Origin of the sequence: Rhodococcus sp. MS13, assembly GCF_013277835.1 — a bacterium.
GTDB lineage: Bacteria > Actinomycetota > Actinomycetes > Mycobacteriales > Mycobacteriaceae > Rhodococcus_F > Rhodococcus_F erythropolis.
This window is the reverse complement of sequence record NZ_VBTL01000002.1, coordinates 387,425-409,044: the sequence shown is the minus strand read 5'-3', so window position 1 is coordinate 409,044 and position 21,620 is coordinate 387,425. Positions and strand designations below refer to the sequence as shown.

The 21,620-nt window shown below is 62.6% G+C and carries 21 protein-coding genes; 16 read left to right on the top strand and 5 right to left on the bottom strand.

Features of this window, described 5'->3' with window-relative positions:
- Nucleotides 1-68 precede the first annotated feature (68 nt).
- The 6 genes from FEZ59_RS04345 (at nt 69) to FEZ59_RS04320 (ending at nt 6,611) form a co-directional block, all read left to right on the top strand.
- Nucleotides 69-1,694 (top strand): ABC transporter substrate-binding protein, encoded by a 1,626-nt coding sequence (locus tag FEZ59_RS04345; protein ID WP_029254515.1) that lies wholly within the window; start codon nt 69-71, stop codon nt 1,692-1,694.
- A 43-nt stretch (nt 1,695-1,737) separates the two neighbouring features.
- A complete protein-coding gene (locus FEZ59_RS04340; protein ID WP_029254514.1) occupies nt 1,738-2,697 on the top strand; it encodes an ABC transporter permease in 960 nt (319 codons plus the stop codon).
- Nucleotides 2,697-4,775, top strand: a complete 2,079-nt coding sequence (locus FEZ59_RS04335; RefSeq protein WP_051636449.1) for a dipeptide/oligopeptide/nickel ABC transporter permease/ATP-binding protein — start codon at nt 2,697-2,699, stop codon at nt 4,773-4,775. The genes FEZ59_RS04340 and FEZ59_RS04335 overlap by 1 nt, the downstream gene beginning before the upstream one ends.
- On the top strand, nt 4,772-5,590 hold the full coding sequence (locus FEZ59_RS04330; protein ID WP_060938397.1) for an ATP-binding cassette domain-containing protein: 819 nt from the start codon (nt 4,772-4,774) through the stop codon (nt 5,588-5,590). Before FEZ59_RS04335 ends, FEZ59_RS04330 begins: the two co-directional genes overlap by 4 nt.
- Nucleotides 5,591-5,650: 60 nt before the next feature.
- Nucleotides 5,651-6,388 carry an FCD domain-containing protein gene (locus FEZ59_RS04325; RefSeq protein ID WP_024487763.1) on the top strand — a complete coding sequence of 246 codons (738 nt, stop codon included), beginning with the start codon at nt 5,651-5,653 and terminating at the stop codon, nt 6,386-6,388.
- Nucleotides 6,389-6,455: 67 nt separating this feature from the next.
- Nucleotides 6,456-6,611 (top strand): hypothetical protein, encoded by a 156-nt coding sequence (locus FEZ59_RS04320; protein ID WP_019746984.1) that lies wholly within the window; start codon nt 6,456-6,458, stop codon nt 6,609-6,611.
- 55 nt (nt 6,612-6,666) lie between these two features.
- Here FEZ59_RS04320 and FEZ59_RS04315 read toward each other — a convergent pair whose 3' ends face one another.
- Nucleotides 6,667-7,782 (bottom strand): nitronate monooxygenase, encoded by a 1,116-nt coding sequence (locus FEZ59_RS04315; RefSeq protein ID WP_003945863.1) that lies wholly within the window; start codon nt 7,780-7,782, stop codon nt 6,667-6,669.
- Nucleotides 7,782-9,455 (bottom strand): acyl-CoA synthetase, encoded by a 1,674-nt coding sequence (locus tag FEZ59_RS04310; protein ID WP_060938398.1) that lies wholly within the window; start codon nt 9,453-9,455, stop codon nt 7,782-7,784. Before FEZ59_RS04310 ends, FEZ59_RS04315 begins: the two co-directional genes overlap by 1 nt.
- Nucleotides 9,456-9,534: 79 nt before the next feature.
- Here FEZ59_RS04310 and FEZ59_RS04305 point away from each other — a divergent pair, with 79 nt between their 5' ends.
- Nucleotides 9,535-10,359, top strand: coding sequence for a crotonase/enoyl-CoA hydratase family protein (locus FEZ59_RS04305; protein ID WP_070796348.1), 825 nt, complete (start codon nt 9,535-9,537; stop codon nt 10,357-10,359).
- 126 nt (nt 10,360-10,485) lie between these two features.
- Here FEZ59_RS04305 and FEZ59_RS04300 read toward each other — a convergent pair whose 3' ends face one another.
- Together FEZ59_RS04300 and FEZ59_RS04295 are read right to left on the bottom strand one after the other, a co-directional pair.
- Entirely contained in the window at nt 10,486-11,460 is a 975-nt protein-coding gene (locus FEZ59_RS04300; RefSeq protein WP_134998402.1) for a hypothetical protein, read from the bottom strand.
- A gap of 172 nt (nt 11,461-11,632) precedes the next feature.
- Nucleotides 11,633-12,670, bottom strand: coding sequence for an LLM class F420-dependent oxidoreductase (locus FEZ59_RS04295; protein WP_019746980.1), 1,038 nt, complete (start codon nt 12,668-12,670; stop codon nt 11,633-11,635).
- 73 nt (nt 12,671-12,743) lie between these two features.
- Between FEZ59_RS04295 and FEZ59_RS04290 the strand changes: the two genes are divergently transcribed.
- From FEZ59_RS04290 to FEZ59_RS04265, 6 genes are all read left to right on the top strand, one after another.
- Nucleotides 12,744-13,721 carry an OB-fold nucleic acid binding domain-containing protein gene (locus tag FEZ59_RS04290; RefSeq protein ID WP_019746979.1) on the top strand — a complete coding sequence of 326 codons (978 nt, stop codon included), beginning with the start codon at nt 12,744-12,746 and terminating at the stop codon, nt 13,719-13,721.
- Nucleotides 13,722-13,731: 10 nt separating this feature from the next.
- Nucleotides 13,732-14,802: a thiolase domain-containing protein gene (locus tag FEZ59_RS04285; protein WP_003945801.1), complete on the top strand. Its 1,071-nt coding sequence runs from the start codon at nt 13,732-13,734 to the stop codon at nt 14,800-14,802.
- The gene (locus FEZ59_RS04280; protein WP_003945946.1) at nt 14,802-15,983 is read left to right on the top strand and encodes a thiolase domain-containing protein; all 1,182 of its coding nucleotides are present in this window, start codon (nt 14,802-14,804) and stop codon (nt 15,981-15,983) included. The genes FEZ59_RS04285 and FEZ59_RS04280 overlap by 1 nt, the downstream gene beginning before the upstream one ends.
- A 35-nt stretch (nt 15,984-16,018) precedes the next feature.
- Complete coding sequence (locus FEZ59_RS04275) at nt 16,019-16,882, top strand: TIGR03619 family F420-dependent LLM class oxidoreductase (protein ID WP_134998403.1); 864 nt, start codon at nt 16,019-16,021, stop codon at nt 16,880-16,882.
- A 9-nt stretch (nt 16,883-16,891) separates the two neighbouring features.
- Entirely contained in the window at nt 16,892-17,302 is a 411-nt protein-coding gene (locus tag FEZ59_RS04270) for a nuclear transport factor 2 family protein (RefSeq protein ID WP_019746977.1), read from the top strand.
- 173 nt (nt 17,303-17,475) lie between these two features.
- Entirely contained in the window at nt 17,476-17,856 is a 381-nt protein-coding gene (locus FEZ59_RS04265; RefSeq protein ID WP_020906296.1) for a VOC family protein, read from the top strand.
- 193 nt (nt 17,857-18,049) lie between these two features.
- On the opposite strand, the gene FEZ59_RS04260 is transcribed toward FEZ59_RS04265, so the two are convergent.
- Nucleotides 18,050-19,300, bottom strand: coding sequence for a cytochrome P450 (locus tag FEZ59_RS04260; protein ID WP_003945573.1), 1,251 nt, complete (start codon nt 19,298-19,300; stop codon nt 18,050-18,052).
- A 174-nt stretch (nt 19,301-19,474) separates the two neighbouring features.
- Here FEZ59_RS04260 and FEZ59_RS04255 point away from each other — a divergent pair, with 174 nt between their 5' ends.
- Genes FEZ59_RS04255 through FEZ59_RS04245 form a run of 3 tightly spaced genes read left to right on the top strand, consistent with a single transcriptional unit; the run spans nt 19,475 to nt 21,599 of the window.
- Nucleotides 19,475-20,638, top strand: coding sequence for a steroid 3-ketoacyl-CoA thiolase (locus FEZ59_RS04255; RefSeq protein ID WP_019746975.1), 1,164 nt, complete (start codon nt 19,475-19,477; stop codon nt 20,636-20,638).
- 1 nt (nt 20,639) lies between these two features.
- Nucleotides 20,640-21,128, top strand: a complete 489-nt coding sequence (locus FEZ59_RS04250) for a nitroreductase family deazaflavin-dependent oxidoreductase (protein ID WP_029254509.1) — start codon at nt 20,640-20,642, stop codon at nt 21,126-21,128.
- A 57-nt stretch (nt 21,129-21,185) separates the two neighbouring features.
- Nucleotides 21,186-21,599, top strand: coding sequence for a hypothetical protein (locus tag FEZ59_RS04245; RefSeq protein WP_021342917.1), 414 nt, complete (start codon nt 21,186-21,188; stop codon nt 21,597-21,599).
- The last annotated feature ends 21 nt before the right edge of the window (nt 21,600-21,620 follow it).

Below are 21,620 nucleotides of genomic sequence, written 5' to 3'. Positions count from 1 at the left end.
CGGACGTCGAACATAGGACATCCCCTATCCACTCCCTTGATGTCCCGCTCCCCGCCTTGGAGGCCGCCTTGAAGAACGAACGACCGCTGAGCTCCGCGTTCACACGCCGAGACCTGTTTCGGTACACCGGGCTACTGGGAGCTGCAGCAGGTATCACCGCGACTCTCGCGGCCTGCGGCGGCGGCCCGTCGTCGACCTCGGTTGTCGGCGGTTCCGCGAGCACCGGCGATCTGACCACCGCCATCGGATACGGCAACGACCAGAGCTTCGACCCGATGCAGACTGCATCCGGTTTCCTCATGGCAGCGGTCAACCACGTCTACGAGGGACTGCTCGAAAACGATCCAGACACCGGTGAGACGTATGCGGCGCTCGCACAGGCCGTCCCGACCGACGCCACCGCCTCGAGCTGGACCATGAAAATCCGCGAGGGAGCAACCTGGCACGACGGCACTCCGGTCACCTCGGACGACGTCGTCTTCACCTTCGATCGCATCCTCGATCCACAGCAGAACGTACTGATCCGCTCCTTCTTCTCCTCCTGGTTGCAGTCCGTCACCAAGGTCGACGACCAAACGGTGACCCTGAACTTCAACTACCCGTTCAGCGCTGCCGCACAGCGTCTCTCGATCGCCAAGATCATGCCCAAGCACGTCTTCGACGGCCACTGGGACGAGGCCAAGTCCGGAGCGCTGGTCGTCGGTTCCGGTCCGTACAAGCTCAAGAGCCACACCCCCAAGAGCAACACAGCTTTCGAGGCGTTCGAGGCGTACAACGGGCCGCGTCCGGCCAACTTCGCGACCATGAACTGGCTCTCCATCGTCGACACCTCCTCACGCATCGCGCGCGTCTCGGGCAACAATGCCGGTGCACAACTCGCCGACAACATCCCCGTCGCCAACGTCCCCACCCTCACCTCCGGTGGGCGCACCGTCGAGGGCAACCCGGGCATGAACCTCATGTACCTGCTCTTCGACACCACTCAGGCACCGTTCGACGACGTTCGTGTTCGCCAGGCGATGTTCTATGCGATCAACACCCCGAAGATGATCGAGATCGCCCTCGGCGGCAAGGCAGCACCGGCCACGAGCTACCTGTACGAGCGCAACCCCGACTACGCGCGAGCGTCCACCGTCTACTCGTACGATCCGGACAAGGCCCGCTCGCTTCTCGCTGCCGCCGGTGTAAGTGGCCTCGACCTGACGCTGCTCTCCACCAACGTCAGCTGGTTGGCCGACTGCTTGCCGACCATCAAAGAGTCTTGGGACGCAGTCGGATTCAACACGACGCTCGAACCGCAGGACACCAGCGCCATGGTGAGCAAGCTCAACAGCGGCCAGAAGTTCCAGATCGCTGCGGGTACGTCCAACCCACAGGCGTTCGGCAGCGACGTCGACCTCCTCGTGCGCTACACGTACAGCAAGGGCGGCCTGTGGACGAAGACCTACGCCAAGTGGGACGACACCCCCGAGGCACAGAAGATCTACGCCACCATGGACGAGGCCACCCGCGAGACAGACCCGGCAAAGCGCAGCACCCTTGTGCAGTCGTACCTGAACCAGATCGCCGAAAACGCTGTCTACTATCCGGTTCTCCATCAGGAACTCCTGACTGCGTGGGATCCGAAGAAGATCGCCGACGTCACTCCGCTGCCGTACCCCGGCGTCAACCTGCTTCAGGCGAAGCCGGCCTGATACCCGCCCGCTCGGCCGTTTCCCACAACTGAGAGATTCCCCGATGGCAAGAGTCCTCCCCATGCTGATCAGGCGATTACTGATACTGATCCCCCTGATCCTCGGCATCATCGCGTTCGTCTTCATCGTGATGCAGTTCGCGCCCACCGATCCCGCAACGGCGGCGTTCAACGGCGGCAACCCGACTGCGGAACAGTTGCAGCAGTTCAAGGAAGAGAACGGACTGCTCGATCCGCTTCCGCTGCAATACGTTCACTTCGTGACCGATCTGGTCAGCGGCAATATGGGTGACAGTCTGATTTCCGGTACCCCGGTGTTGGATTCGATCTCCACCGCTCTGCCACTGACCATTCAGCTCACGGTTCTCGGACTGGTGATCGCCATCGTGCTCTCGCTGATCTTCGGTGTCACCAGCGCACTGTTCCGCGATCGTTGGCCGGATCAGGTCATCCGAGTGATCTCCCTCGGCGGTGTGGCAGCACCGTCATTCTGGTTGGCACTGCTGATGATTCAGTACCTTGCTGTCCAACTCGGATGGTTCCCTACCGGTGGCTACGTCAATCCGAGCGACTCCGTCGGCGACTGGCTCTGGTACATGGCGCTCCCGGCACTGTCTCTGTCACTGCCCGTCGCGGCACAACTGACGCGAATCATCCGCACGTCCATGGTCGAGGAGTTGGACAAGGACTACGTCCGTACCGCGATCGGCAGCGGCCTGCCCTATCACGTGGTGATCGGACGGAATGTGTTGCGTAACGCGCTGATCAACCCGCTCACCGTTCTGGGCCTGCGTGTCGGTTACCTACTCGGCGGCGCCGTGGTCATCGAGCAGATCTTCGGTCTTCCCGGAATGGGTCAGCTCATGATCAACGGCGTCACCAACGGTGACCCCGCAGTCGTTCAGGGTGTTGTCATCGTGATCGCGGTCGGCTTCGTCGTCGTCAACCTCGCCGTCGACATCCTCTACCTGCTCGTCAATCCACGACTTCGGAGCGCAGCATGATGAGAAGAAAACTCACCGAGAAGCTTTCGCGACCCGGTATCACCTTTTCTCGCTTCCCCCTCTCGGCCTGGCTGTCGATGGCGGTTCTCGCGATCATCGTGCTCGCCTGCCTCTTCGCGCCGCTGATCACGCAGTACACCCCACTCGAACAGGCGGTCGGTACCGCGGGCCCCAGCGCCGAGCACTGGTTCGGTCAGGACAGTCTCGGCCGAGATCTGTTCAGCCGCTTGCTCTACGGCGGACGCTGGTCGTTGACCATCGGTCTCGGGTCCACCTTCCTTGCATTGTGCGCTGGTGCTCTCATCGGGTCGGTCGCCGCAACGAGCCGAAAAGGCGTCGACGAGACCATCATGCGAGTGCTCGACGTGGTCATGGCGTTCCCGGGCATCGCGCTCGCTGCCGTACTCGTCGCAGCCTTCGGTGGTTCGATTCCGGTTCTGATCGTCACCATCGCGTTCCTCTACACACCGATGGTCGCCCGCGTCGTTCGCGCGAACGTTCTCGCTCAGTACGGTGAGGACTACGTCGCGGCCGAAAAGGTCATCGGCGCAAGAACTTCACACATCGTTGTCAAGCACGTCGTAGCCAACTGTGCTGCGCCCGTTCTCGTCTTCTGCACTGTCATGGTCGCCGACGCCATCGTGCTGGAAGCCAGCCTGTCGTTCATCGGAGCAGGTGTCCGTCCCCCGGATCCGTCGTGGGGATCGGTGATCGCCGACGGCAAGAACATGGTCCTTCTCGGTGGTTGGTGGGCAACGGTGTTCCCCGGTCTGCTGATTCTTCTGACGGTGCTCTCCCTCAACGTGCTCGCCGAGGGCCTGACCGACGCGATGGCAGATCCGAGTCTGAAGAAAACCAAGAAGACGCCCTCCGCATTGGAAGCAGCGCAGACTGCCGCAGCGGAGGAGACCTCCAACGAGCTCATTCTGGAGGACGAAGCCGCATCGGTCGCCAACACTCCGGAGTTGATCGACGACTTCGCCGACCCGAGCGTCGTGAAAGATGTCCTGAAGCCGGCGGCCGAGCCGACTCCTCTCGAAACTCACCTGAAAATCCTGGCGGAAACCGAGCGGTCTCGGTCCGATCGTCTTGTGTACGAGGGCGATGCAGCGCCCCTCCTCGAGGTCCGCAATCTCACGATCCGGTTCCCCGAACGCTACGGAGACACGGCGATCGTCGACAACGTGAGCTTCACCGTCCGCCCGAACGAGACGATGGCACTGGTCGGCGAGTCCGGTTGCGGAAAGTCGCTCACTTCGCTGGCGATCATGGGTCTACTGCCCAAGACGGCGGTGGTGACCGGCGAGATCCTGTTCGACGGAGTCAACGTCCTCGAGCTGAACAACCGGGAGCGAAACAAGCTGCGCGGGCACGACATGGCGATGATCTACCAGGATGCGCTGAGTTCTCTGAATCCGGCGATGCTGATCCGCGCGCAGTTCAAGCAGCTCACCAAGCGCGGCGGTACCCGCACAGCCGAGGAACTACTCGAACTCGTCGGACTCGATCCGGTGCGCACTCTCTCCAGCTACCCACACGAGCTTTCCGGTGGTCAGCGTCAGCGCGTTCTGATCGCCATGTCGCTCACCCGCAGTCCGCGGTTGATCGTCGCGGACGAGCCCACCACCGCTCTCGACGTCACCGTCCAGGCCCAGGTCGTGGACTTGCTCAACGATCTTCGGGAAAAGCTCGGCTTTGCCATGGTTTTCGTGAGCCACGATCTTGCACTCGTTGCTTCACTCGCTCACAAGATCACGGTGATGTACGCCGGTCAGGTCGTCGAGTCTGCGCCCACCAGCGATCTACTCGTCGATCCGCGTCACGAATACACTCAGGGCCTCCTCGGCGCCGTTCTCTCCATCGAGGACGAGGCTCCGCGACTCCACCAGATCCAGGGAACCGTACCGTCGCCAGGCAGCTTCGCCGCCGGTGACCGTTTTGCCGAACGTTCCCTGCGTCCGGATTCCGATCCAAACCGAAAGCCCGAGATGGTTCGGATCGGCGAGACCGAGCATTTCTTCGCGAACCAGTCCGCGACTCCCGCACACGCAGAATCGGAATTGGAGAGCGTGCGATGACTACAGCTGAAGCACCCATCCTGGAACTGAAGAACATTCACGTCGTCCACAAGACCCGTTCGGGATCACTGTTCAAACCCGGCACGGTTCACGCGGTCAACGATGTCAGTATCGCCGTACGACGAGGGGCGACGATCGGCATCGTGGGCGAGTCGGGTTGCGGCAAGTCCACTCTGGCCAAAGTCATGGTCGGATTGCAGAAACCGACGTCGGGCGACGTGGTATTTCGCGGCCGAAGCGCTCTGACCCGGTCGGCGGGCGTGCGCAAGGAGTTCGGGCGGGCGATCTCGATCGTCTTCCAGGACCCGGCTACCGCGCTCAATCCGCGAATGACGGTGGCCGACATCCTCACCGATCCGCTCGACGTCCACGGCATCGGCAACCGCGCGGGCCGAACCGCCCGAGTTCGCGAGCTGGTCGGTTTGGTCGGACTCCCCCAATCTGCGCTCGAAGTCATCCCGAGCCAGATCTCCGGCGGTCAGCGTCAACGTGTCGCGATCGCGCGTGCGCTCGCGCTCGAGCCTGACGTCATCGTGGCCGACGAACCGACGTCGGCTCTCGATGTCTCGGTGCGAGCGCAGATCCTGAACCTGCTCAGCGACATCAAGGCTCGGTTGGGGCTCGGCATGGTGTTCATCTCGCACGACATCCAGACGGTGCGGTATGTCTCCGACACGATCGTCGTCATGAACGCCGGGCGGATCGTCGAGCAGGGAACGGCCCAGGAAGTATTCGACAACCCGTCGGATGCGTACACGGCCAAACTGCTGGGCGCGGCGCCCAGTCTCCTGCAACGCACCGTTGACGTGGGTTGACCAATGGAGCGGATGACCGGACATAGGATGAAGGACGTTCGTATCAGAAAAGGGGAATCGATGTCTGTCCGGAGTGGCACACAGGGCGCTCGTTTCAGCGCGCAAAACCGCATGCGCGCACTTCAGACGGACATCATGAACTTGATCCTCGAACGCAGACTCTCCCCTGGCGACCCGATGCCCACCGAGGCCGAACTGTCCGAAGAGTTGGGAATCGGCCGGAACACGCTCCGCGAGGCACTCAAGGTTCTGCAGGCCTTGGGCGTCGTCGAGATCCGTCACGGCTTCGGAATGTTCGTCGCCCCGAGCAACTTCGACGCTCTCGCCGACGGCTTGACCTTCCGTGGCCGGTTGTCGTTGCAGGGCACCGGGCACGAGGCGATGGAACTGGTCGATATTCGTCAGGCACTCGAGACCGGACTGATCGGTGCGGCGATGGCCGAGATGACGTCGGCCGACCACGCCGACCTCGACGAACTCGTCACCGGCATGGAGGTCCGTGCCGCCGCCGGGAAGAACTTCTCCGACATCGACGCGACCTTCCATTCCCGCCTGTACTCCCCGCTCGACAACCAGGTCCTCGCTCAGTTGATGGACGTCTTCTGGCAGGTGTACAGCGAGATCCAGCAGGCTATCGGGCATTCGGACACACCACTGATCGACATCGCGTCGAAGCATCGTGCGATTCTCGACGCGATCCGTACGGGTGATGCCGTCGAGGCGGCGCACACTCTCGATGTGCACTTCGGTGGCCTGCGCGAGCGGATCGCCGGCCTTCATGCTTCCGAAGCGCAGTAGTTTCGAAACGCGTGATTTTGCTCCGCTGTCTCACCATCGCGCCCGTTCTTCCGGCAAAATTACGGGTATGAAGAACCCGAACCTGACGCCTTCGCGCGTTCTCGCAGTTGTCCTCGCTGCCGCCCTGGTCATTTTCGTGATCGCACGTCGCCGCGACGACGGCGCCCTCAGCCGCGGAGAATGGTTGTCGGACAGCGTCGGACCGGACGACCTCGCCGGCTGAAACGACGTATGCCCTCGGCCGAAACTCGGCCGAGGGCATACGTACGTGTCATCTACTACTTCATCGAATCCAGTCGGGTTCGCGCGTCCTCGAACCCCGACACCAGCTCTGCCATGACCTCGGCGACCGGTCGGATCTCGTTCATCCGTCCCACGATCTGACCGACGGGCATTGCCACAACTTCCGGGTTCTCCGATGCAGCGATTCTCTGATGAGCGTCGCTGACCAGCAGGTTCTGCAGCGGCATCGGCAAGGGCGCCGGTGCTCCCGGGTTCGACCAGGCTTCCGTCCACTTGGTCTTGAGCAACCGAGCGGGCTTACCCGAGTAGATGCGCGAACGTACGGTGTCGGCCGACGTCGCGCCCAACAGTGCACGCTGAATAGCGGACGGGCCTTCGCCCGACGCACTGCCGAGTTTGTATTCGGACGTGGTGAGCCAGTACGAGCCCATCCACACTCCGGACGCACCGAGTGCAAGTGCAGCAGCCACCTGACGGCCGCTGCCGATACCGCCGGCAGCCAGTACGGCCGCCGAATCGCCCAGTGCATCAACGATTTCCGGAACGAGAACCATCGACGCAATTTCGCCGGTGTGACCGCCGGCCTCGTAACCCTGCGCGATCACGATGTCGACACCGTTCTCGACGTGACGACGTGCATGCTCGACGGCGCCGGCCAGTGCTGCTACCGGAACGCCTTTCTCGTGAGCTTGATCGATAACGTCCTTCGGCGGCGATCCCAGTGCATTCGCAATCAACGCGATCCGGTGTCCCAGAGCAACATCGACGTGAGACCGCGCCACCGAGTGAAGCCATCCCAGTACGCCGGTCGCATGCTCGACGTCGTCGGAAAGCGGCGGCACACCCAGTTCGTCGAGCGTTCGGTTGACGAAGGCGCGGTGCTCCTCCGGAATCAGCTTGTCGAGATCGACGGCGCCGCCCTCGGTCGGCACCTTTGCCGGCATGACGATGTCGACGCCGTACGGCTTACCGTCGGTGTTCTCGTCCATCCACGTCAGTGCGGCTTCGAGCTCTTCCGGATCGTTGAACCGGACGCAACCGAGCACGCCCAGACCGCCCGCGCGGCTGATCGCGGCCGCGACATGCTCGGAAGGAGTGAATCCGAAAATCGGGTATTCGATGCCGAACTTGTCGGCGAGATCCGAACGCATCAGGCTTCCACGCTTTCGTTTGCGGACGACACAGGAGCGCCGTTTCCGTTGTGATCATCGGCCTCGCGCGATTCCGTTTCGGCCTTCGCCCAGCGGTAGTCGGGCTTGCCGGCCGGATTGCGCTTGATCTGGTCGACGAACCACACACTGCGCGGAACCTTGTATCCGGCAATCTCTTTGCGCGCTGCGGTGGCGATGTCGTGCAACGTCGGCGACGTGCCTTCACGTACCTGAACCACTGCGGCAACCCGCTGACCGAAGCGCTCGTCGGGGATACCGACCACCAGCACGTCGAAGATGTCCGGGTGCGCCTTCAACGCGCCCTCGACCTCTTCCGGGTACACCTTCTCGCCGCCGCTGTTGATGGACACCGAACCGCGGCCGAGCATCGTGACCGTGCCGTCGGCTTCGACCTGAGCGTAGTCGCCGGGGATCGAGTAGCGAACGCCATTGATGGTGCGGAAGGTTTCGGCCGTCTTGACCTCGTCCTTGTAGTAGCCGAGCGGGATGTTGCCCTTGCGCGCGAGCATGCCGCGCTTGCCCGATCCGGGTTCGACCTCGTTGCCGTCGTCGTCGAGAACCGTTGTGGAGGCGTCGATCTTGACCGTCGGACCGCCAGTGTGCTTCTGACCCTTGCTCAGCACGGCCAGTCCGCCGAAGCCGGTCTCGGATGCTCCGATGGAGTCGGTCAGCAGGCGGTTGGGCAACAGTTCGAGGAACTGCTCCTGGATGCTCGGCGAGAAGAGCGCAGCACTGCTGGCCATCACGTAGAGCGTCGAAAGATCGTACGGCTCACCCGTCTTCGGATTGCCGGCGATCAGTGCGTCGAGCATCGGACGGCCCATCGCGTCACCCGTGATGAAGATCAGGTTGACCTTGTGCTTGTCGATGTTCTGCCACACCTCGTGGGCGTCGAATTCCGGGTGCATCAAACAGGTTCCGCCGCCGAAGAGGCTGTGGAACACCGCAGACTGCGAACCACCGTGAATCATCGGGGGAATCGGGTAGCGGATCATGCTCGGGTTGGCTGCGCCGACCTTCGCCATCTCGTACTCGTCCTCGACCGGAACTCCGGTGACGAAGTTGATGCCGCCGCCGAGAACACGCCACCAGTCCTCGTGACGCCACATGACGCCCTTGGGACTTCCGGTGGTGCCGCCGGTGTAGAGCATGAAGATGTCGTCGTTGCTGCGCTCTTCGAAATCACGCTCACCCGAACTCTGCGCGAGTGCGTCCTCGTAGCCGATGCCGAAAGCACTGAAGTCCAGATCGGTGCCGTCCTCGACCACGATGACGGACTTGACCTTGGGAGTGTTCGGCAGGACGTTCGCGACCTTGTCCGAGTAGCGGCGCTCGTGAATGAGCGCAACCATGTCGGAGTTGTCGAAGATGTACTGCAACTCGTTCTCGACGTACCGGTAGTTGATGTTGACCATCACGGCCCGGATTTTGAAAACGGCGACCATGGCCTCGATCGCCTCGATGACGTTCCGGCAGTAGATGCCGACCTTGTCACCCGGCTGAACGCCATGTTCACGCAGGTAGTGACCGAGGCGGTTTGCTCGGTCCTCCAACTGCGCATAAGTCATCTCGCGGTTGTCCGAGACCAGCGCAACGCGGTCCGGAACGAGGTCGATTGCGTGCTCTACGAAGTCTGCGATGTTAAGGGCCACGAGTTCAAAGTAGAACGTGTTACCGTTTCTGGCAAGACCCAATTTGAGAGCCAGCTCACAGACCCGCCAGGAGCCATCAGTGTCCACTTCGACGACCGAAAAATCAGACATTTCGGAAACCGCGCCGCATTGCCTCGTGGAGAAGCGTGGCCACGTTCTCATCGTGACCATGAATCGCCCCGAGCGTAAGAACGCCATCACCGGCGAAATGATGGCGATCATGGTCGACGCCTGGGATCAGGTCGACAACGACCCCGAAATCCGCGTCGCGATCCTCACCGGAGCTGGCGGCGACTTCTGCGCCGGCGCCGACCTCAAGAACATGTCCGCCAAGCCTCCGGGAGATTCCTTCGCGGGCGGCGGCGTCGACATGTCCAAGATCGAAGGTCTACTCAAGGGTCGCCGGTTGACCAAGCCGCTGATCGCTGCGGTCGAGGGTGCAGCCATCGCCGGCGGAACCGAAATCCTGCAGGGCACCGACATCCGCGTCGCGGGCGAGAGCGCCAAGTTCGGCGTCTCCGAAGCCAAGTGGGGGCTCTTCCCGCTCGGCGGTTCCGCGGTGCGTCTCGTTCGACAGATTCCGTACACGATCGCAGCCGACATCCTGCTCACCGGTCGTCACATCAAGGCTCCGGAGGCCAAGGAGATCGGGCTCATCGGCCACGTCGTCCCGGACGGTCAGGCCCTCGACAAGGCGCTGGAGCTCGCGGACCTGATCAGTGCAAACGGCCCCCTCGCCGTGCAGGCGATTCTCAAGACCATCCGCGACACCGAGGGCATGCACGAGGAAGAGGCCTTCCAGATCGACGCGCAGCTGGGCATGAAGGTGTTCATGAGCGCGGACGCCAAGGAGGGCCCGCGAGCCTTCGGTGAGAAGCGGGCGCCCCAGTTCAAGGGCATCTGAGTCAGGGTTGCCTGTCCCACCCCTGTCTGAGCCACCCCCTTTCCCGTCCGCTCTCGGTCCCACCCACCCCCCTTTTCGAGCGAACGTACCTTTCGGCGCCTTCAGTGCGCCGAAAGGCACTTTCGCTCAGCCGGTTTCGTCCAATTTGACCCACCTCGACCTCGCGAACACCTGTGGCCGGGGACGTGACTGCGCCAATCTGTAGTGCGCACGCAGGTCCTCGATCACACGATCAGGGTCCGTTCGCAGTGCACTGGGCACCGTCGGCAACACGATGATTCCCGCATTCTGCATACGCGTCCGACGTTCCACCGTGCGCTTGTAGTCCGTCGGCGCGGCATGCCATTCCAAGGAGTCGATGTCCCACGCGAAGGCAACCGAATCGATCCATCCGTCCGGAATTGCGATGAAGTCTCCGTCAGCATCCCGGATCTCATGGTTGAACAACATTTCCGGCAGCCCGCTCCGCTGCCACAGTTTTCGCGCGTGAACCTCCGGAACCGAGTGGACGTTCGCGTTCACTTCGCGCAACACGACCCGAGGTAGCGCGGAACCCCGACTGCTACCCGCCTCGAGTTCCTTCGCAAGTTCGCGCACCGAGACGTCGCCACGCTGAACGACCTCGGCAATGAGTGCCCGTGTGGGATCGAGGGCCTTGCACCGCCTCGCAGCGTCGAGTAATGCCCGCGGCAGCGGCGCACAGCGCAGTCCGTTGCGAATCTCCGGCTCAGGCAGTCGAACAGTGCGCTCTACCGTGACAAATCCAACTGATTGAACTCGACGGTCGATGGGGATGAGCACCTGCACATCCCCGGCGTGCGTCCGATATCCGTACTCCGACATGGCAGATCGCCCCGTCAGCAGAGACTCGTCACCGCTCAACATGAGCGCAGCGATCGATCGTTGACGTGGCGTCGGTTGACCATTTCGGAGCAGGATCACTCCTGGCAATATGCGCTGCCAGGGTCCGCCCGCTCGACACCGGGTGTGCACGGCGGAGTTGGAGACGCCCAATCGCGCCAACTCGGCCGTTCGGATCACTCCACTTCGACTGACGCGGTAGATCGCGTCCAGATCATCGCCCCACATTCCACGTCGCATGGTTGCAGCATGACTCGAGTAGCAGCGTGGGCCCCGGCGGCGACCTGGGGTTTTGGCGGCCCTGTGGATAACTTTCGGCGAGCGAAAGGCGCGTTGAGCGCCTCAGATGCGCTGAACGTGCCGTTCGCTCGAAAAAAAGGGGGGTCCCGCTCGAAAAAAGGGGGTGCCCCGCTCAACCACCCACCGCGGCCGCGAGCTCTCGCACATGGTCGGCGTCGCGGCAGGTCACCAGCAGCATCGTGACTCCGGCTTCCTCCCAACGCTTCACGTCCGCGCGCACCTCGTCGACGTTGCCGATGATCATGGTCTCGGTGACCATCTCGTCGGGGACGACGGCAGCAGCTTCGTCCTTGCGACCCGACATGAAGAGGCGACCGATCTCGTCGACCTCCTTCTCGTAGCCCATCCGCTTGTAGACCTGCGCGTGAAAGTTCAACTCCGGGGCGCCCATTCCGCCGACGTAGAGGGCGGTCATCGGCTTGAGAGCGGCGATGGCGGCGGCACGATCGTCGGTCACGATGACCTGGCACGTGGCGGCCACCTCGAAGTCTTCGCGGCTACGACGGGCCCCGGCGCGAGCGAAGCCTTCGTCGAGCCACTTGTTGTACATCGGGGCCAGGCGCGGGGTGTAGTAGATCGCCAGCCACCCGTCGGCGATTTCACCGGCGAGCGCGACGTTCTTCGGCCCTTCGGCGCCGAGCCAGATCGGGATGTCCGCACGCAGCGGGTGCGTAATGGGCTTGAGCGGCTTGCCAAGTCCCGAACTGCCCGGTCCCGCATACGGCAGAGGGTAGTGGGGGCCGGGGCTGGTGACGGGCGCTTCACGGGCGAGGACCTGGCGCACGATCGAGACGTATTCGCGGGTGCGCGCGAGCGGCTTCTCGAATGGCTGGCCGTACCAACCTTCGACGACCTGCGGTCCGGATACGCCGAGCCCGAGGATCGTTCGCCCACCGTTGAGGTGATCGAGAGTGAGCGCGTGCATGGCACAGCTGGTCGGTGTTCGCGCCGAAATCTGTACGACGGACGTGCCGAGACGGACGTTCTCGGTCCGAGATCCCCACCAGGCGAGCGGGGTGAATGCGTCCGAGCCCCACGACTCCGCCGCGAAGACCGCGTCGAATCCCGCGCCTTCCGCGGCCTCGATCAGTTCCGGGGCGTTTGCCGGCGGCTGTGCGCCCCAGTATCCGAGTTGCAACCCAAGCTTCATCGCAGGCCTCCACATTGCCGGTGATCAGAAGTGACTCTTGCCACAATCTCTAGAACCTGTTCTACTCGATCTTGTGACCATCGGAAAGAGCGGGGTGGCCGACAAGCCCCTGAGCGCACCATTGAATCTCCATTTCGACTACACCAGATCGACGGGACCGACCATCGGCGCGTTCGTGACTGCCCTGCGTGATCGCAAGGTGATCGGCGCACGTGGGTCGAACGGTCGTGTCTTCGTGCCGCCACCGGAATTCGATCCGGATACGGCCGAACCACTGACCGACTTCGTCGGAGTCTCCGACGGCGGAACGGTCGTGAGTTGGACGTGGATGCCCGAACCCATCGAGGGTCAACCCCTGACGAAGCCTTTCGCGTGGGCCCTGATCAAGCTCGACGGCGCGGACACGTCCATGCTCCACGCGGTCGACGTCGACTCCCCCGACGACATCAGCACCGGCCTGCGGGTTCGTGCTCGCTGGGCGTCGGAGCGGATCGGGCAGATCAAGGACATCGAGTGCTTCGAACCAGGTGAGAGCGAAAATGGAATCGCGACAGTCGATTCCAGCGCAGATCCTGTCACCATGATCACGACGCCTGTCGACCTGCACTTCATGCATTCCGCCTCAGCCGAGGAGAGCTTCTACCTCCGTGGTCTCGCAGAAGGCAAACTGATCGGTGGTCGCAGCGGACCCGAAGACAAGATCTACATCCCACCGCGCGGCGCGAATCCCACCAACGGGAAGCCGACGAGCGAGCAGATCGAACTGCCCGACAAGGGAATTGTCACCACCTTCTGCATCGTCAACGTCCCGTTCCTCGGGCAGCGAATCAAACCGCCCTACGTGGCCGCCTACGTGCTTCTCGACGGAGCCGACATTCCGTTCCTGCACTTGATCCTCGAATGTGATGCCGCGGACGTACGCATGGGCATGCGCGTCGAAGCCAAGTGGAAGCCTCGCGAAGAGTGGGGTTACACCCTCGAGAACATCGAATACTTCCGGCCGACAGGTGAACCCGACGCCGAGTACTCCACCTTCCAACACCACCTGTGAGGCTCCTGAAATGACTTCTGCAGACATCGCAGTCGTGGGCTTTGCTCAGGCACCCCACGTCCGCGAAACCAACGGCACCACCAACGGCGTCGAGATGCTCGTCCCGTGCTTCCAGCAGCTCTACAGCGATCTGGGAATCACCAAGTCCGACATCGGCTTCTGGTGCTCCGGATCTTCCGATTACCTGGCCGGACGAGCGTTTTCCTTCATCTCGGCCATCGACTCCATCGGAGCGGTCCCGCCGATCAACGAATCTCACGTCGAGATGGATGCTGCGTGGGCCTTCTACGAAGCGTGGATCAAGATCTTGACCGGCGAGGTCGAGACCGCGCTGGTGTACGGCTTCGGCAAATCCTCCGCCGGGCACCTGCGCAAGATCCTGTCCATGCAGCTCGATCCGTACCTCGTCACTCCGCTGTGGCCGGACTCCGTCTCGATCGCCGGACTTCAAGCCCGACTCGGACTCGACGCGGGTAAGTGGACGCAAGAGGACATGGCGGAGGTTGCCGCTCGTAGCCGTCGTCACGCGCTGAGTAATCCGAAGGCTCAGCTCGCAGGCGAGGTCGACATCGAGGCACTACTCGCCAGCCCGTTCCTCGCAGATCCGTTGCGCGCACACGATTGTGCGCCCATCACCGATGGTGCGGCAGCAATCGTCCTGGCCTCGGGTAACCGCGCCCGCGATCTCTGCGAGCGGCCGGCGTGGATCACCGGACTCGAACATCGCATCGACTCCCCCAACCTGGGTGCACGTGACCTGACCACGTCGCCGTCCACAACGTCGGCAGCCAAGGCGGCAACAGGCGGCGAGGTCGGCAACATCGACGTCGCCGAGCTGCACGCGCCGTTCACTCACCAGGAATTGATCTTGAAGGAAGCGATCGGCCTGACCGACGCCACCACGATCAACCCGTCCGGCGGTCCACTCAGCGGCAACCCACTGTTCGCCGGTGGTCTGGAACGAATCGGCCACGCCGCCAAGGCAATCTTCGACGGCCAGGCGAATCGCGCTCTGGCCCATGCAACAAGCGGCCCTGTGCTGCAGCAGAACCTGGTAGCAGTCTTGGAGGGACGGAACTGATGGCCGGAACGCCTCAACTCGCGGCCGTGCTCGGCACCGGCCAAACTCACTACGTCGCAAAGCGTCATGATGTCTCGATGGCGGGCTTGGTTCGTGAAGCCATCGACGCCGCGATGCTCGACGCCAACGTCGGCTGGGACGACATCGACGCCGTCGTCATCGGAAAGGCCCCCGACCTGTTCGAGGGTTCGATGATGCCCGAACTCGCCATGTCGGATGCCCTTGGCGCCAACGGAAAGCCGTTGCTGCGTGTTCACACTGCCGGCTCGGTGGGTGGTTCGACGGCTATCGTCGCCTCCAGCCTGGTCAAATCCGGTGTCCACAAGCGGGTTCTGACGGTTTCCTGGGAGAAGCAGTCCGAGTCGAACGCCATGTGGGCGCTGTCCACACCGGTACCGTTCAACATGCCTGTCGGCGCCGGCGCCGGTGGATACTTCGCCCCGCACGTCCGTTCGTACATTCGTCGATCGGGCGCACCGGAGCACATCGGCTACCTCGTCGCGGTGAAAGATCGGCTCAACGGCAGCCTCAATCCGTATGCGCACCTGCGGCAGCCGGACATCACCTTCGAATCGGTGCAGGCATCTCAGATGCTCTGGGATCCGATCCGCTACGACGAGACCTGCCCGTCCTCGGACGGCGCGTGCGCTCTGGTGATCGGCAACGAGGAAGCGGCCGCACAGGTCGAGGCCGAGGGTCGTTCGGTCGCGTGGATCCACGCGACGGCCATGCGCACCGAGCCGACCTTCTATGCCGGACGCGATCAGGTCAATCCGCAGGCCGGCCGTGACGCCGCGGCCGCGCTGTGGAAGTCCGCGGGAATCACCGATCCGCTCAACGAAATCGACTGCGCCGAAATCTATGTCCCGTTCTCGTGGTTCGAGCCGATGTGGCTCGAGAACCTCGGTTTCGCGGAGGAAGGCCAGGGCTGGAAGCTGACCGAGGCCGGCGAAACCGCGATCGGCGGCAAGCTCCCGGTCAATGCCTCGGGCGGTGTTCTCTCTTCCAACCCGATCGGCGCCTCGGGCATGATCCGTTTTGCCGAGTCGGCGATGCAGGTCATGCACCGCGCCGGCGATCACCAGGTGGCCGACGCGCGCAAGGCTCTCGGCCATGCCTACGGCGGTGGCTCGCAGTACTTCTCGATGTGGGTCGTCGGCTCCGAACGTCCCACCACGTAACAGCAGCACACACGCCGATCAGGAAGAGGCCGAAGATGAAGTACACCGTCGGGGTTGCCATGAACCCCTTGGACCAGTTAGCCGGTATCGCCAAAACGGCCGAGGAATGCGGCTTTTCGTCGATCGCTCTCCCCGATTCACTGTTCTTCATGGAAACGCAGGCGGCGGATTACCCGTACACCCCGGACGGGTCTCGGATGTGGAATGCCGAGACCCCCTGGGTCGATCCGCTGATCGCCGCAGCTGCAATGGGCGCGGTGACCGAGAAGATCGAGTTCTACACCCAGGTGCTCAAGCTGGGTAGCCGCAATCCGGTCCTGCTCGCGCGGCAGGTCGGATCTGTAGCGGCATTGACGAACAACCGTTTCGGCTTCGGCGTCGGAATCGGTTGGGCTCCCGAAGAGTTCGAGTGGTGCGGCGCTCCGTACAAGCGTCGCGGCGCCCGAGTGGACGAGATGATCGACGTTCTCAAACTTATTCTCGGCGGCGGGATGGTCGAGTATCACGGCGAGTTCTTCGATTTCGATCGCCTGCAGATGAGTCCAGCTCCCACCAAGCCGGTTCCGTTCTACGTCGGCGGCCACACCGAGGTGGCACTCCAGCGTGCTGCGCGAGTCGGCGACGGTTGGACCTCGGCGATGATCAAGTTCGACGACCTGGTGGGTGTGATCGCACGACTACGCGAACTGCGCGCCGAGTACGGCCGCGAGAACGAGCCGTTCGAAATCCAGACGGTGTGCATCGACCGTTTCGGCAAGGACGGTTACGCAGAACTCGAAGATGCCGGCGTCACGGACATCATCACCGTACCTTGGGTTTTCGACGGAATCGGCTTCGATGCCCCGCTGGAGGCAAAGCAGGATTCGATGCGTAAGTTCGCCGAGCAGTACATCAACTGAGGAGTCGCGATGACTGACGAACACCCCGCCCGCGTCGCGGGTAACGCTTCGCGCGCCGCAGCGAGTGGCAAGAACAAGGAAGCCTGGCTGGACCTCTTCGCCGAGGACGGTTGGGTGGAGGATCCGGTCGGGCCGTCGGGATTCGATCCCGAGGGCAAAGGCCATCACGGACGCGAAGCGATCTCCAAGTTCTACGACATGACGATCGCGACCGCGGACAAGCTCGAGTTTCTGATCGACGATTCACTGGTGTGCGGCAACGAGAACGTCAACATCGGCAAGATCCGGACCACCATCGGCGGCTCGATCATCGACGCCGAGGGCGTGTTCGTCTATCGCGTGAACGACGCAGGCAAGATCGCGTCGCTTCGAGCATTCTGGGAAGTGGACCGTGCGATGAAGACGGCACGCAAAGCCTGAGAACCCACAGTACGAGAGCGGCCCCGGTCATCGACCGGGGCCGCTCTCGTCGTATTCGAATCAGCCTGTCGTACTTGCACCGAGAACCCTGAAATGGTTTCCTGGTTGCCAACGTCGCGTGTCGATGACGGACTGCGTCAGGCATGGAGGCGTCGTACTGCAAGGGGTCACTCATGACCATTTCGTTCAACCACACCATCATCGCCGCAAAAGACCGACAAGAGTCTGCGTGGTTCTTCACTCACATGTTCGGTCTGCCAGGCCCGGTCGAAGCCGGCTACTTTCTCGGCGTCGAACTCGAGCACGGCGTGACACTGGACTTCGCACAGGTGGAAGAGGGCGCCGAGGTTGCGTCTCAGCACTACGCTTTCCTCGTCTCCGAAGATGACTTCGACGGCATCTACCAGCGGATACAGGCGTTGAAACTTGATCACTGGGCCGATCCGCGCCAGTCGAGTACCGGATTCAACACCAACGACGGTGGGCGTGGGGTCTACTTCCTCGACCCGTCGGGACATTTCCTGGAAGCGATCACCAAGCCATACGGCGGCTGAATTAGAGATTGAACTACAAACGGCGGCGCCTACGGGAGATGAGGGATCCCGCAGACGCCGCCGCAGTTCCAGGTTGCCAACTAGTGGCCCCCGGAACGTCTACTGTAGTTCTGCGTGTTCGAGAGTGCAGAGGCAACTCCCGAAAACCTACACAGAACCTACTCGCCGGTTACCAGGTCAGTATATGTCCGGATCAGTGTTTGACCGGGCAGCCCGATGTCTTGTAATCAACCTGAAACTCTTTGATGCCGTTGAGCCAGCCCGAGCGCAGGCGACGGGGATCGCCGAGCCTGGTGATGTCGGGTAGGTGATCGGCGATCGCGTTGAAGATCAGATCGATTTCGAGACGAGCCAAGTTGGCGCCGATGCAGAAGTGCGCACCCGTGCCGCCGAATCCGAGGTGCGGATTGGGGTCACGCATGATGTCGAACTTCGTGGGATTCTCGAAGACGTCTTCGTCGAAGTTGGCCGACGCGTACATCATCACGACGCGATCGCCCTTCTTGATCTTCTGCCCCCCGAGTTCGGTGTCTTCGAGCGCGGTCCGCTGGAAAGAGGTCACCGGGGTGGCCCAACGAACGATCTCGTCGGCCGCAGTCTTCGGGCGTTCCTTCTTGTACAGCTCCCACTGGTCGGGATTGTCGAGGAAGGCAACCATGCCGTGTGTGATGGCATTGCGAGTGGTCTCGTTACCCGCGACCGCAAGCAGAATCACGAAGAAGCCGAATTCCTCTGGGGAGAGCTCATTTCCGTCGATGTCAGCTTCGATGAGCTTGGTGACGATGTCATCGGCGGGACACTTCTTGCGCTGATCCGCCATCTGGTACGCGTATCCCAGAATCTCCATCGACGCCGCCTGCGGATCGATGTCGAACTCGGGGTCGTCGTAGGACGTCATCTGGTTGGACCAGTCGAAGAGCTTCATTCGATCTTCCTGCGGCACACCGAGAAGCTCGGCGATTGCCTGCAGCGGAAGTTCGGACGCGACCTGAACCACGAAGTCTCCGGCACCACCGGCAGCCGCAGTCTTGACGATCTTTTCGGCGCGCTCGGTCAGTTCTTCGCGCAGGCTGTTGATGGCTCGCGGGGTGAATCCACGCGAAACCAGCTTGCGAAGCTTGGTGTGCTCCGGAGCGTCCTTGTTGATGAGGATGAATCGCTGCATCTCGACGTTCTCGCGCGGGATGTCGTCGGCGAAGCGAGGAATCGCAGTGTTCTCGTGGGTCGAGAAGATGTCGCTTCGCTGCGAGACCTCCTTGACCTCTTCATGACGGGTGACCACCCAGAAGCCCTCGTCCTGGAATCCACCGATTTCCGGGGGCTGCGGATTCCACCACACGGGGGCCGTCTTCCGGAGTTCGGCGAACTCCTCGAACGGCATGCGTTCCGCGTAGATGTCGGGGTCCGTGAAGTCGATTCCCTCGGGGAATGCGGGCTGTGCCACTGATGTCTCCTGCCCTAAGCCTTTTCATCACAGGGGTGATGGGGATCCGTGATGTGTAACACGTTCTACTCTCATTGAAACACAAGCCTGCTTACTAGGAAAGGAAACGTCGACAGGTCTTGCTTCCCGCAGAGAACCTGTTCTACTTTTTCATTACAAGGAAAGGAGCCCGCTGTGGGCACACCAGTAATCGTCGAGGCTGTCCGTACACCGATCGGCAAGCGCGGAGGTTGGCTCGCCGGTCTGCACGCCGCCGAGATCCTCGGAGCGGCACAAAAGGGCGTTCTCGACCGGTCGGGAATCGACCCGTTGCTGATCGAGCAGGTGATCGGCGGCTGCGTCACCCAGGCCGGCGCTCAGTCCAACAACATCACGCGCACGGCTTGGCTGCACGCCGGACTTCCGTGGCAGACCGGCGCAACCACCGTGGACTGCCAGTGCGGTTCGGCCCAGCAGGCGAACCATCTGATCGCCGGTCTGATTGCCACCGGCGCCATCGACGCCGGCATCGCCTGCGGCATCGAAGCCATGAGCCAGGTTCCCCTCGGCGCAAACGTCGGCGATCAGGCCGGACCGCGTCGGCCGGCGACGTGGGACATCGACATGCCCAACCAGTTCGAAGCTGCAGAACGCATCGCTCGTCGTCGCGGACTGACCCGTGACGACATCGAAGCCCTCGGCGTCCGCTCGCAGGCGCTGGCCAAGCAGGCCTGGGAGGAAGGGCGTTTCGACCGCGAGGTTCTCGAACTTTCGGCGCCCCAGGTCGACAAGGAAGGAAACCTCACGGGCGAGACGAAGCTCGTCAATCGCGATCAGGGCCTGCGCGATACGACGGCCGAGTCCCTAGCCCGACTGAAGCCCGTCCTCGAAGGCGGGATTCACACGGCCGGAACGTCTTCCCAGATCTCCGACGGCGCGGCCGCAGTCCTGCTCATGGACGAGGACAAGGCTCGCGCACTCGGGTTGAAGCCGCGAGCCCGCATCATCGCCCAGGCACTGGTCGGCTCGGAACCGGAATTCCACCTCGACGGACCGGTGCAGGCAACCAGCCGTGTCCTGGAGAAGAGCGGAATGAAGATCGGCGACCTCGATCTGTTCGAGATCAACGAAGCATTCGCATCCGTCGCACTGTCGTGGGCTCAGGTTCACGAACCTGACTTCGACAACGTCAATGTCAACGGCGGCGCGCTCGCTCTCGGCCATCCGGTCGGCAGTACGGGCTCTCGACTGATCACCACCGCACTGCACGAATTGGAGCGTCGCAACGGCTCGACGGCTCTGATCACGATGTGCGCCGGCGGCGCGCTGGCCACCGGAACCATCATCGAGCGTATCTGAGATGACTACTCCCCCAGCTAAACCCAAGGGACTCGACGCTCCGGCGACGGTCAAGATCATCAAGTGGATGTCGAAGGCAAACGTCGCCATGTATCGCGCCACCGACGGGCGGCTGGGTAGCAAGTGGCGGGTCGGCAGCGCGTTCCCACGCGGGCTGCCGATCTGCCTGCTCACCACCACCGGTCGCAAATCCGGCGAGGAGCGGATCAGTCCGTTGCTGTTCCTCGAGGACGGCGAGAACGTGATTCTGGTGGCGTCGCAAGGTGGTCTTCCGAAGAACCCGATGTGGTACCTCAACATCAAGGCGGACCCGGTGGTGACGGTGCAGATCAAGTCCCGGATCCGATCGATGAAAGCCCGTGTCTCCACCGAGGACGAGCGCGCTCGGCTGTGGCCGATGTTGACGGCGATGTATCCGGATTTCGACAACTATCAGGCCTGGACCGACCGGATCATTCCCGTCATCGTGTGCGAGCCGCTGAAGAAATAAACGGACTGTTTACAACAAAACGTTTACACCGGCCCGGGTTCGTGCCAGCCTGGGTTCATGACCGATGACCAGTTCAGACCGATCGATTCCGGCCGCGAACGCGCACATCGCGAGTACGCCGGACTCTTTCGGATCAGCGAGCGCCACGGCGCGACCCAAAGCCAGCGCGCGCGGCAATCTCATCCGGAGATGCTCGAGCCCTACGGCGCGGTGCGCGTCGTGGCTCGTCTTGCCGGCGGCACCGACACACCGCAGCCGAACGAACCCGAGGTCGACGACGCCGATGTCATGGCTGCGTTGACTCTGATTCCCAAGGCCCGAGCCGAAATGGAACAGCTGGAAGCACTGTTCCTCGGAATTGCCCGCGAACGGGGCATGACCTGGCAAGATATTGCCTTCGGACTCGGGCTCGGCAGCACTCAAGCTGCCCGCCAGCGCTACGAACGGCTCGTTCGCCGCACCGGAGGCTGAACACGTGCCATAACGAGCGAG

What these genes read in the sequence shown, in the direction of transcription:
- FEZ59_RS04335 (WP_051636449.1), top strand. Translation starts at nt 2,697, where the DNA reads ATGAGAAGAAAACTCACCGAGAAGCTTTCGCGACCCGGTATCACCTTT.
- FEZ59_RS04325 (WP_024487763.1), top strand. Translation starts at nt 5,651, where the DNA reads ATGTCTGTCCGGAGTGGCACACAGGGCGCTCGTTTCAGCGCGCAAAAC.
- FEZ59_RS04295 (WP_019746980.1), bottom strand. Translation starts at nt 12,670, where the DNA reads ATGAAGCTTGGGTTGCAACTCGGATACTGGGGCGCACAGCCGCCGGCA.
- FEZ59_RS04270 (WP_019746977.1), top strand. Translation starts at nt 16,892, where the DNA reads ATGACTGACGAACACCCCGCCCGCGTCGCGGGTAACGCTTCGCGCGCC.
- FEZ59_RS04315 (WP_003945863.1), bottom strand. Translation starts at nt 7,782, where the DNA reads ATGCGTTCGGATCTCGCCGACAAGTTCGGCATCGAATACCCGATTTTC.
- FEZ59_RS04245 (WP_021342917.1), top strand. Translation starts at nt 21,186, where the DNA reads ATGACCGATGACCAGTTCAGACCGATCGATTCCGGCCGCGAACGCGCA.
- FEZ59_RS04330 (WP_060938397.1), top strand. Translation starts at nt 4,772, where the DNA reads ATGACTACAGCTGAAGCACCCATCCTGGAACTGAAGAACATTCACGTC.
- FEZ59_RS04280 (WP_003945946.1), top strand. Translation starts at nt 14,802, where the DNA reads ATGGCCGGAACGCCTCAACTCGCGGCCGTGCTCGGCACCGGCCAAACT.
- FEZ59_RS04250 (WP_029254509.1), top strand. Translation starts at nt 20,640, where the DNA reads ATGACTACTCCCCCAGCTAAACCCAAGGGACTCGACGCTCCGGCGACG.
- FEZ59_RS04275 (WP_134998403.1), top strand. Translation starts at nt 16,019, where the DNA reads ATGAAGTACACCGTCGGGGTTGCCATGAACCCCTTGGACCAGTTAGCC.
- FEZ59_RS04320 (WP_019746984.1), top strand. Translation starts at nt 6,456, where the DNA reads ATGAAGAACCCGAACCTGACGCCTTCGCGCGTTCTCGCAGTTGTCCTC.
- FEZ59_RS04285 (WP_003945801.1), top strand. Translation starts at nt 13,732, where the DNA reads ATGACTTCTGCAGACATCGCAGTCGTGGGCTTTGCTCAGGCACCCCAC.
- FEZ59_RS04265 (WP_020906296.1), top strand. Translation starts at nt 17,476, where the DNA reads ATGACCATTTCGTTCAACCACACCATCATCGCCGCAAAAGACCGACAA.
- FEZ59_RS04340 (WP_029254514.1), top strand. Translation starts at nt 1,738, where the DNA reads ATGGCAAGAGTCCTCCCCATGCTGATCAGGCGATTACTGATACTGATC.
- FEZ59_RS04300 (WP_134998402.1), bottom strand. Translation starts at nt 11,460, where the DNA reads ATGCGACGTGGAATGTGGGGCGATGATCTGGACGCGATCTACCGCGTC.